General features: G+C 73.7%; 1 protein-coding gene. It reads right to left on the minus strand.

Annotated features, from left to right (window positions below; translation table 11 throughout):
* Positions 1-243 (minus strand): DUF4862 family protein (locus DSP71_RS17825; RefSeq protein WP_181800769.1); only part of this gene is annotated, 243 nt, incomplete at both ends.

Genomic DNA, 243 nt, shown 5'->3' on the forward strand with positions numbered 1-243 from the left:
AACGCACGAACGGTTCCACGGCTCCCGCCACCCGCGGGGCGGTGTGCAGGGTCACCACGGCCACGGTCGCGCCGCTCTCGCGGTCGATGCGCGCGATGTCGGCGGCGACGCGGCGCAGGTCGTCGACGGCTGCCGCGCGACCCGTTTCATCGGTCGACGCCAGACCATATCGCGAGTCGCTCCCCAGGCGCCCCATCACGAAGGGGATCGGCGTCACGGCGAGCGGCACGGCGGGCACGTTCG

The organism is Microbacterium sp. H6 (assembly GCF_003314775.1).
GTDB lineage: Bacteria > Actinomycetota > Actinomycetes > Actinomycetales > Microbacteriaceae > Microbacterium > Microbacterium oxydans.